Below are 10,563 nucleotides of genomic sequence, written 5' to 3'. Positions count from 1 at the left end.
AGGAATGAAGCAATCAGGAGCTATTTCCCGCTTTTCGTTGCAATATTTTTTATCGAGAAAAACGATAAAAAATGATTTTCACTTCACTCGGGGCTAGGGCTTTATGTTTTCTAAAACTATTTTGTTATTTAAATTTCTTATTCAACCGTAATTCTAACATCATTTATCACAGGAATTGTATCTACTTCTTTAAAATAATCAATAAGAATATTTCGTAGTTTATAGTTTAAATCAAATTTCTGAACTCCTTTTTTAAAGAAATTCATATTGTCACCACCATTAGACAAATAATCATTGGTTCCTACATAATAAATAGTCTCTTTTTGAACAGGTTTCCCTTGTACTAATATGTTTTTTGGAAGATTGTTTTTGTCGATGGTAAAGGTTACTCCAGCCAGGGGATGTGGTTTTTTTTCGGCGATAAAATAATCGACCATTTCAAGAATTTGCTCTCCTTTTAAAGCTATTACGACCAAACTATTTTCAAAAGGCATAATTTCAAAAGCCGTTCGTGCCGTTACATTTCCTTTTGGAAGTATGGAACGAATTCCTCCGCTATTGAGCAAGCAAATATCAATGTTCTTTTTTTCTCTCGCTTGAAACACGGTGTTTCCTCTCATTAAGGTAACATCAGCCATCAAATTACCAATTGTAGTTTGCCATTTGCCTGTGCTTTTGTCTAATGTTTCCGGACAATACGCTAGAACGCTGTCTAAGTCTTTATTGATGTGTTCTCTGTAAGGTTTGATAAAATTTTCAATTTGAGGGACTTGAATTTCCTTTTCGGTGATAGGAATTCGTTTGCCTTCTATCTTAGTAACGTAGTAATTTTGTTTGCTGCAGGAAGCAACAAAAAAAAATGTTAAGAATATAACAAAAAGTTTAGAAACATCGTTATACTTTTTTAGATTTACCATTTTAAATGCGACTTAATTAATTAATTTTGTAATCAAGTAAAAGTAATATGTTTTTGAATTATATAAAGGATTTTTTTGTAAAAAAAACATTAAAAAAAAGCTTTCAAAATTTAAAAAATATTGAGTCAGTTAATGTTGTAAAAACAATTGGTTTACTGGTTGATGCCACTCGTTTTGCTGAAACGGAATTATTAATTCAACAGCTCATAGCAAACGGAATTGCACCAGAAAATATAACAACAATTGTATACAGAGATAAACTTAAAAAAAACAGTAGAGCGAGCATATCCTGTATTTAATTCAGGAGATTTAAATTGGAATGGAGAGATTTCTTCTACGGATGTAAATGATTTTGTCACTGAAAAATTTGATTTGTTAATCAGTTATTACGACATAGAAAAAGCAATTTTATTAAAAATTACTCATATTTCAAAAGCGCAATTTAAAGTTGGTTTTTCATCAATAGACAAAAGACTAAATCATTTTATGATTAAAACAGATGTCGATAATTATACACTTTTTGTAAGTGAGCTATTCAAATATTTAAAAATATTAAACAAAATATAAATCTAATATGCAATCATTAATAGGTACTGGTGTTGCTCTTGTAACCCCGTTTAAAGAAGATTTTTCAATTGACACCGAAGCATTAAAAAGAATTGTGAATTTTTCAATTGACGGAGGAATTGAATATCTTGTAGTCTTGGGTACAACTGCCGAAAATGCAACATTGTCTTCAGAAGAAAAAGAATTAGTTATTAGTACCGTAATCGAAGCTAATAATGGAAGTTTGCCTTTAGTGCTTGGAGTAGGAGGAAACAATACTTTAAAAGTGGTAGAGGAGTTGAAGACAAGAGATTTGTCTGCATTTACAGCAATATTATCGGTTTCTCCGTATTATAATAAACCTACACAAGAAGGTATTTACCAGCATTTTAAAGCTGTAGCCGAAGCATCACCAATTCCGGTTATTTTATATAATGTTCCAGGAAGAACAGCCAGCAATATGTTGCCTTCAACCGTTATCCGTTTGGCTAATGATTTTGAAAATGTCGTAGCCATAAAAGAAGCTGCCGGTGATATTGTTCAAGCGATGCAATTGCTGAAAGATAAACCAAAAGATTTTCTGGTAATTTCAGGAGATGATATGATCGCTTTGCCAATGGTTTTAGCAGGAGGATCAGGCGTTATATCTGTAATTGGACAAGGTTTTCCTAAAGAATTTTCTGAAATGATTCGATTAGGTTTGAATCGTAAAGTGGACGAAGCATTCAAATCACAATACCTTTTAGCAGATTGTATTGATATGATTTTTGAACAAGGAAATCCAGCAGGAATCAAACAAGTGTTTCTATCACTGGGAATTTCAGAAAACACAGTACGTTTACCATTAGTAAAAGTAGATGATTCATTAGCAGAAAGAATTGATCAATTTGTCAAAAAAGTCAATAAACAAGGATAAAAAAAGAGTCTTTTTTTAAACAAAAAATATATTTTGAAGTCGCTAAATTAATAACTAAATTTGCCACCGAAACTTCGGTATGATTTTATGGGTTGTTTCAACCAAGAAATCATAAAAAAAGTAAAAAAATGAAAAAAATAATATCTCTATTGCTTCTTGTAGCTTTATTCAGTTCTTGTAGTGAATACCAAAAAGCATTAAAAACCGAAGATGTCGCTGTTAAATTTGAAATGGCCACTAAATTATACGATGCAGAGAAATATTCTAAAGCGATTCGTATTTTTGAACAAATTGCTCCAGCGTACAGAGGGAAACCTCAAGCTGAAAAATTGTTTTATATGTTTGCTCAATCGTATTACAAAACAAAACAATATTATTTGGCAGGATATCAATTTGAGAGTTTTGTTTCAGGATATCCAAAAAGTGAAAAACTGGAAGAAGCAGCTTATTTGGGAGCAAAAAGCTATTCTATGTTATCGCCAGTTTACAGTTTAGATCAAACGGATACTACTAAAGCATTAGATAAATTACAAACATTTATTGACAATAATCCTAATTCTCAGTACTTGGCAGAAGCAAATGCAACTGTAAAAGTTTTGAGCGAGAAAATAGAACAAAAGGTTTTCGAGAATGCTAAAGGATACAATACGATTTCTGATTATAAATCAGCAATTGTTGCTTTAGACAATTTTGTGGCAGATTATCCGGGAACTCCATTCAAAGAAGATGCTTTATATTACAAGTTAGATTCAGCCTATCAATTGGCAATTAATAGTATTCCATCAAAAATGGAAGACCGATTAAATGTTGCAAAAGCAGCTCAATTGAGCTTGATTAAATTTAAAGCGGATACTAAATACAAGCAAGTAGCAAACGAAATGTTAGCTCGAATAGACAAAGATTTACAACAATTTAATAAATAAAGTCATGGATTTAAAGAAGACGAATGCTCCAGTAAATACAATAACATACAACAAAACTGTTATTGAAGAACCTACTGGTAATGTGTATGAAGCGATAACCATTATGGCTAAAAGAGCAAACCAAATTAATTCTGAAATTAAAAAAGAATTGACTGAGAAATTGGAAGAATTTGCTACATATAATGACAGTCTTGAAGAAGTTTTTGAAAACAAAGAGCAAATTGAGGTTTCAAAATTTTACGAAAAACTACCTAAGCCACACGCTTTAGCAGTTCAAGAATGGTTAGACGGAAAAATCTACCACAGAGATTCAAATAAATAATATTTACTATGTCAGTTTTAAGCGGTAAGAAAATTCTACTTGGAGTTTCTGGTGGAATTGCAGCCTATAAAACAGCCACATTAGTACGACTTTTCATAAAAGCAGGTGCACATGTCCAAGTGATAATGACACCTGCTTCTAAGGATTTTGTAACTCCTCTTACGTTATCTACGTTATCCAAAAATCCTGTTCATTCCAGTTTTTATAATCAAGACGATGAGAATGAAAAATGGAATAATCATGTTGAATTAGCACTTTGGGCTGATTTGATGGTTATTGCTCCAGCAACTGCAAATACTTTGTCTAAAATGACAAATGGTACTTGTGATAATCTTTTGATTGCGGCTTATTTATCAGCAAAATGTCCAGTGTATTTTGCTCCTGCAATGGATTTAGACATGTACAAACATCCTTCTACTATTGCTAATTTCTCTTCTCTGACTCAATTTGGTAATGTCATAATTCCTGCGGAAAGCGGTGAATTGGCAAGCGGATTATCCGGTGAAGGAAGAATGGCGGAACCTGAAAACATTATCGCTTTTCTGGAAGCAGATTTAAATAGTAAATTGCCTCTTAAAGGAAAAAAAATATTAATTACTGCCGGTCCCACATACGAAGCAATAGATCCTGTGCGTTTTATAGGAAATCATTCTTCGGGAAAAATGGGTTTTGATATAGCGATAAGCGCTGCAAATCTGGGTGCTTCGGTGATTTTGGTTTCGGGACCTACAAATTGTAAAGTTTCAAATCCATTGATCAATGTGATTAATGTTGTGTCTGCAGAAGAAATGTATGTGACTTGTCATCAGTTTTATTCTGATGTGGATGTTGCGATTGCAGCTGCGGCCGTTGCAGATTATAAACCCAAGAATGTTGCGCATCAAAAAATAAAAAAAGCGGCTGATGATTTTACAATAGAACTCGAAAAAACGAAAGATATTTTAGCTTCTTTGGGAGAACAAAAGAAAAATCAGTTTTTGATAGGTTTTGCTTTAGAAACAGAAAATGAAATTGAAAATGCAACCTTGAAAATTCAGAAAAAAAACTTAGATTTGATTGTTTTAAATTCGCTTCAAGATCAAGGTGCTGGTTTTGGTAAAGCAACGAATAAAGTTACCTTTATTGATAAGTATTTCAATATTGAACCAATGGAATTGAAATCGAAAGAAGCTGTTGCTGATGATATTCTAGAAAAGGTGAAAGTACATTTTATGAAATAGGGTAACGGATTTGTAATACAAATGCAATTTTTGAATTATTGTTAACCGTTAAGAAACAATACAAATCTACAGATGAATAAAATAATTATTTTTTTTCTGCTTTTTACTTTTGGGCTTACACAAGCGCAACAATTAAACTGTACGGTAACGGTTGATTCACAAAAATTAAGTGTTACAAATCAGCAAGTTTTCAAAACATTGCAAACTTCAATAAGTGAGTTTGTAAATAAAACGGATTGGACCGGACAAGCTATAAAGCAGAATGAAAAAATTAATTGTTCGATGTATATTACTGTTTCTTCAAACAATTCAGACCAATTTACTGCAACTATTCAAGTGCAATCTTCAAGACCTATTTTTAATTCCTCTTATTCCTCTCCAGTATTAAATTATAACGATAAAGACTTTAATTTTAGATATACTGAGTTTGAAAATCTAATTTTTAACCCAACTACATTCGATTCTAATTTAGTTTCAGTTTTGGCTTTTTACAGTTATATGATTTTAGGAATGGATGCAGATACTTTTGTTTCTGAATCGGGAAATTCTTATTTTGAAACAGCTCAAAACATCTCGAATGTCGCTCAACAAGGCGGTTCTAAAGGATGGAGTCAAGCTGATGGAAATCAAAATCGCTACTTTTTGATAAATGATATTTTATCCCCGGCATTCAAACAAATACGTCAAACCATGCTCGATTACCATACTGGTTTAGATGTTATGAACCAGGATTTAAAAGCATCTAAAGAAAAAATAAAAGGATCATTAATCGATTTGACTAAACTAAATGCCTCGAGACCCAACGCATTTTTAACCCGCGTTTTTTTCGATGCTAAATCAGATGAAATAGTTTCTATATTTTCTGGCGGACCCAGTATTACAATCTCAGATTTAGTCGATAATCTGAATAAAATTTCTCCTTTGAATTCAAGTAAATGGATGCTGATGAAATATTAATTGATTTTCAATTTTTAGTTTAATTCAGCCTCACATCACAAAACAATATAGTAAATGATAACGTCACTTTCGATAAAAAACTATGCCTTAATAGAAAAATTGTCTATTGATTTTTCAAAAGGATTTTCAATAATTACAGGAGAAACCGGAGCTGGTAAATCGATAATATTAGGCGCAATAGGGTTGGTTTTAGGAAAAAGAGCCGACTTAACTTCTTTGAAAAATAAAGAAGAAAAGTGTGTAATTGAAGCTCATTTCGAAATTTCTAAATATAATTTGCTTCCTTTTTTTGAAGAAAATGATTTAGATTATGAAAATGACACCATAATTAGAAGAGAAATTCTTCCTTCGGGAAAATCCAGGGCTTTTATAAATGACAGTCCTGTGAATCTTCAGGAATTGCAAGAATTGAGTTTGTTCTTGATTGATATTCATTCGCAACAGCAAACCCAAGAACTTTCGGATGAAACTGTACAGTTCGAAATTATTGATGCAATTGCCAATAATAAAGAAACAATTCTGGAATATCAATCTCTTTTAAAAAGCTATAAATCGGATAAATCCAAATTAAATTCGCTGTTGAAAAGACAAAGCGAATCTAAGAAAGAACAAGAATACAATACTTTTTTATTGGATGAATTAGTTGCGGCTCAATTAAAAGCTAGAGAACAAGAATCTCTTGAGGCTGATTTTGAGAAGTTGAATAATGTTGAGATTATAAAAGAATCTATTGATAAATCTTTGGCTATCGCCAATGAAGAGCAAATAGGTGTCATGCATAATTTGAATGAAATTAAGGCTTCATTGCAAAGAATTGCATCTTTTTCGACGGAATATCATTCTTTGTTAGAGAGAATTTCAAGCTTAACAATTGAGTTTGATGATATTTCAGATGAAATGAATCGCTGTTCAGAGAAACTGATTAATGATCCGGAGCAATTGGATTTAATCAGTCAAAAATTGCAAGTGATTTTTAATTTGCAAAAGAAACATCAGGTTTCCTCTGTGGAGGAATTACTGGAAATTCAAGCTAATCTGGAAAATTCAGTTTTAGCATTAGGCAATATGGAAGAAGAAATTGCGGCACTGACGATTTCTATCGAACAAAAAACAGTTGAATTAGATGCTTTTTCGACTATAATTCATACGAATAGATTAGATTCGATTCCAGTTTTATCTCAAAAGTTGATTACCATTTTAGAAACTTTGGGAATGCCAAATGTTCGCTTTAATATTGATATTACTACTACTGAAACCTATTTCCAAAATGGAAAAGATGAGCTTCAGTTTTTATTCTCGGCTAATAAAGGAACTGATTTTGGTTTATTGAAAAAAGTGGCTTCAGGAGGAGAAATGTCAAGGATTATGCTGGCTGTTAAGGCGATATTGGCACAATATTCAAAATTACCAACCTTAATTTTTGATGAAATTGATACTGGTGTTTCCGGAGAAATCGCCATCAGAATGGGAGAAATAATGAAAGAGATGAGTAAGGAAATGCAAATTTTTGCCATTACCCATTTACCTCAAATTGCAGCAAAAGGGAATGCACATTTCAAAGTGTTCAAATCAACTGTTGGCGAAGACACACTGTCTGAATTGAAGTTATTAAACGGAGAGGAAAGACTGGTTGAAATTGCTCAAATGTTATCTGGAACTGTTGTTTCTGATTCGGCCTTAAATCATGCTAAAGCCTTGCTGAACTAATTTTTTACTTTATATTTGTTTCCTTTAAAAGCAAGTCTTTTGCAGCAGCGATAAAACGATTACACGAATAAATAAAAAACGAATAACCAAGAATATGATTATAGAACCTAGAATGAGAGGATTTATTTGTACGACATCTCACCCAAAAGGATGCGAACAAAATGTTAAAAATCAAATAGAATATATTAAATCAAAAGGACCTATAAACGGGGCTAAAAAAGTATTGGTAATTGGAGCTTCAACCGGATTTGGTTTGGCTTCAAGAATTACAAGTGCTTTTGGTTCTGATGCAGGAACTATTGGTGTATTTTTTGAAAAACCTCCAACAGAAGGTAAAACAGCTTCACCAGGTTGGTATAATTCTGCAGCTTTTGAAACTGAAGCGCATAAAGCGGGTTTATATGCAAAAAGTATCAATGGAGATGCGTTTTCAAATGAAGTAAAGCAACAAACTTTAGATCTTATAAAAGCTGATTTAGGGCAAGTAGACTTAGTAATCTACAGTTTGGCTTCTCCTGTTCGTATGCATCCGGTTACCGGTGTTTTGCATCGCTCAGTATTGAAACCTATCGGAGGAACTTTTACCAATAAAACAGTTGATTTTCATTCGGGTAAAGTTTCAGAAATTTCAATTGAGCCTTGTAGTGGTGACGATATTGAAAATACTATAGCTGTAATGGGTGGTGAAGATTGGGAGATGTGGATTGATGCTTTAAAAGCTCAAAATCTATTGGCTCCTGGCGCTACAACTGTTGCTTATTCTTATATTGGGCCATCATTGACTGAAGCCGTTTATAGAAAAGGTACAATTGGTCGTGCTAAAGATCATCTTGAAGCGACAGCATTTGCTATCACTGACAGTTTAGCTGCTATTGATGGTAAAGCATTCGTTTCGGTAAATAAAGCATTGGTTACACAAGCAAGTTCGGCCATTCCGGTTATTCCATTGTATATTTCTTTGTTGTATAAAATAATGAAAGAAGAAGGAATTCACGAAGGTTGTATCGAACAAATTCAACGTTTGTATCAAGAAAGATTATATACTGGAAATGAAGTTCCGGTTGATGAAAAAGGAAGAATCCGTATTGACGATTTAGAAATGCGTCCTGATGTTCAAGAGAAAGTAGCTAAATTATGGATTGAAGCTGTAACTGAAAATTTATCTGAAATAGGAGATTTAGAAGGATACAGAAAAGATTTTTACAATCTATTTGGCTTTGACGTTGCAGGAGTAGATTATAAAGCAGATGCTAACGAACTGGTAAACATCGAAAGTATTGCTTAATCCCAATTACTAAATTAAATATTTATAAAACCATCAATTAATAGTTGATGGTTTTTTTATGGATAAAGATTATATTTGTTAAAATTTTTTGAGCCTAAAAAAAGATCTTTAATACCACAGTCACAATTTATGTTATTTTCCCTAATTATACCAGTTTACAATCGCCCGGATGAAGTTGATGAACTTTTAGAGAGCTTGTCTCATTCAACGTTTAACGAAATTTTTGAAATTGTTCTTATTGAAGATGGCTCTTCCATAGTTTGCAAAGATGTAGCTCAAAAATATGGTGACAGACTTGATATTTCCTATTATTTCAAGGAAAATTCGGGGCCTGGGGATTCCAGAAATTACGGAATGAAAAAAGCCAGAGGTGATTATTTTATCATTTTCGATTCGGATTGTATTATTCCAAAAGAATATTTATCAGAGGTTGATAAAGCTTTAAAACAGAATTATGTAGATTGTTTTGGTGGGCCTGATAAGGCTTTAGACAGTTTTTCGGATATACAAAAAGCAATTAATTTTGCGATGACTTCGTTTCTGACTACGGGAGGAATCAGAGGTGGTTCTGAAAAAATAGATAAGTTTCAGCCTAGAAGTTTTAATATGGGATTGTCTCGTAAAGCTTTTGAAGCATCGAAAGGTTTCGGAAATATTCATCCCGGTGAAGATCCAGATTTGTCAATTCGACTTTGGAATTTAGGTTTTGAGACTAAACTGTTTCCTAATGCATTTGTATATCACAAGAGAAGAATTGATTGGGATAAGTTTTCGACTCAAGTAAACAAATTTGGAAAAGCACGACCAATTCTAAATAGTTGGTATCCTAAATACAATAAGCTTACTTTTTTCTTTCCTTCGGTATTTATAATTGGATTTTTTATTTCCTTTTTATTGATGTTGATTTTTAATTTTGATTTACTGCTTCAATTGTATTTTGTTTACTTTTTGGTACTGTTTTTGGTGTCTTCTTATCAAAATAAAAGCTTGAAAATTGGGTATTTATCATTGATAGCTGTTTGGAAACAATTTTACGGTTACGGAACTGGTTTTATTGTATCCTTTTTTAAAATTATCATTTTGAAGCAAAAGCCTCAAGAAGCTTTCCCTGAATTATTTTTCAAAGTTTAATATGACAAAAATAATTGGTTTAACTGGCGGTATCGGAAGTGGGAAAACCACCATTGCAAATTATTTTAAATCATTTGGCATTCCAGTGTACATTGCTGATGACGAAGCCAGAAAAATAATGCAATCTGTAGAGATTATAAGCGCTATTAAAAACGTATTTGGGGATGAAGTCTTTGAAAATGAGAAGTTGAACAGAGAAGAATTAGCCAAAATTGTTTTTAATAACCCCGAAAAATTAGAAAAACTTAACAATATTGTTCATCCTGCTGTAAAAAAACATTTTGAGCAATGGCTTTTACAACATACTGCAGCTCCTTATGTTATTTACGAAGCTGCAATTTTATTTGAAAGTGGAAGTTATAAAAACTGCGATTTGATTATAACTGTCACAGCGCCAATAGAATCAAGGATTCAGAGAGTTGTTGAACGTGATAAAACGACACGCGAACTTGTTTTGAAAAGAATAAATGCACAATGGACTGATGAACAACGCATCTCAAAAAGCGATTTCATCATAGAAAATACTTCTATGGAAACTACAAAATTAGAAGTTGTTAAAATTCTTAAAATTTTAAAGATTAAACAAAATGTGGTATAGGTGTTAATGTTTGGTTAATCTATTATTTAATATATTGTTAA

11 protein-coding genes are annotated in these 10,563 nt (G+C 32.2%); 10 read left to right on the top strand and 1 reads right to left on the bottom strand.

What is annotated here, in order from left to right:
* Positions 1–137 precede the first annotated feature (137 nt).
* Entirely contained in the window at positions 138–917 is a 780-nt protein-coding gene (locus C8C87_RS08935; RefSeq protein ID WP_121342359.1) for a 5'-nucleotidase C-terminal domain-containing protein, read from the bottom strand.
* A 243-nt stretch (positions 918–1,160) separates the two neighbouring features.
* Here C8C87_RS08935 and C8C87_RS15905 point away from each other — a divergent pair, with 243 nt between their 5' ends.
* From C8C87_RS15905 to coaE, 10 genes are all read left to right on the top strand, one after another.
* The gene (locus tag C8C87_RS15905) at positions 1,161–1,484 is read left to right on the top strand and encodes a hypothetical protein (protein ID WP_233550020.1); all 324 of its coding nucleotides are present in this window, start codon (positions 1,161–1,163) and stop codon (positions 1,482–1,484) included.
* A gap of 7 nt (positions 1,485–1,491) precedes the next feature.
* Positions 1,492–2,379 (top strand): 4-hydroxy-tetrahydrodipicolinate synthase, encoded by an 888-nt coding sequence (dapA, locus tag C8C87_RS08925; RefSeq protein WP_121342358.1) that lies wholly within the window; start codon positions 1,492–1,494, stop codon positions 2,377–2,379.
* A 128-nt stretch (positions 2,380–2,507) separates the two neighbouring features.
* Entirely contained in the window at positions 2,508–3,302 is a 795-nt protein-coding gene (locus tag C8C87_RS08920) for an outer membrane protein assembly factor BamD (protein WP_121343336.1), read from the top strand.
* 4 nt (positions 3,303–3,306) lie between these two features.
* Positions 3,307–3,624, top strand: coding sequence for a DNA-directed RNA polymerase subunit omega (locus C8C87_RS08915; RefSeq protein ID WP_026709525.1), 318 nt, complete (start codon positions 3,307–3,309; stop codon positions 3,622–3,624).
* An 8-nt stretch (positions 3,625–3,632) separates the two neighbouring features.
* Positions 3,633–4,844, top strand: a complete 1,212-nt coding sequence (coaBC, locus tag C8C87_RS08910; RefSeq protein ID WP_121342357.1) for a bifunctional phosphopantothenoylcysteine decarboxylase/phosphopantothenate--cysteine ligase CoaBC — start codon at positions 3,633–3,635, stop codon at positions 4,842–4,844.
* Between the two features lie 72 nt (positions 4,845–4,916).
* On the top strand, positions 4,917–5,801 hold the full coding sequence (locus C8C87_RS08905; protein WP_121342356.1) for a DUF4835 family protein: 885 nt from the start codon (positions 4,917–4,919) through the stop codon (positions 5,799–5,801).
* A 54-nt stretch (positions 5,802–5,855) separates the two neighbouring features.
* Positions 5,856–7,508: a DNA repair protein RecN gene (gene recN, locus C8C87_RS08900; RefSeq protein ID WP_121342355.1), complete on the top strand. Its 1,653-nt coding sequence runs from the start codon at positions 5,856–5,858 to the stop codon at positions 7,506–7,508.
* 94 nt (positions 7,509–7,602) lie between these two features.
* Complete coding sequence (gene fabV / locus C8C87_RS08895) at positions 7,603–8,793, top strand: enoyl-ACP reductase FabV (protein WP_121342354.1); 1,191 nt, start codon at positions 7,603–7,605, stop codon at positions 8,791–8,793.
* 129 nt (positions 8,794–8,922) lie between these two features.
* Entirely contained in the window at positions 8,923–9,924 is a 1,002-nt protein-coding gene (locus C8C87_RS08890; RefSeq protein WP_121343335.1) for a glycosyltransferase family 2 protein, read from the top strand.
* 1 nt (position 9,925) lies between these two features.
* Positions 9,926–10,522: a dephospho-CoA kinase gene (gene coaE, locus C8C87_RS08885; protein ID WP_099715103.1), complete on the top strand. Its 597-nt coding sequence runs from the start codon at positions 9,926–9,928 to the stop codon at positions 10,520–10,522.
* Positions 10,523–10,563 lie beyond the last annotated feature (41 nt).

The sequence above is a fragment of the Flavobacterium sp. 120 genome, from assembly GCF_003633605.1.
Lineage (GTDB): Bacteria > Bacteroidota > Bacteroidia > Flavobacteriales > Flavobacteriaceae > Flavobacterium > Flavobacterium algoritolerans.
The sequence above is the reverse complement of the archived record's forward strand: the minus strand, read 5'-3'. Positions and strand labels throughout refer to the sequence as shown.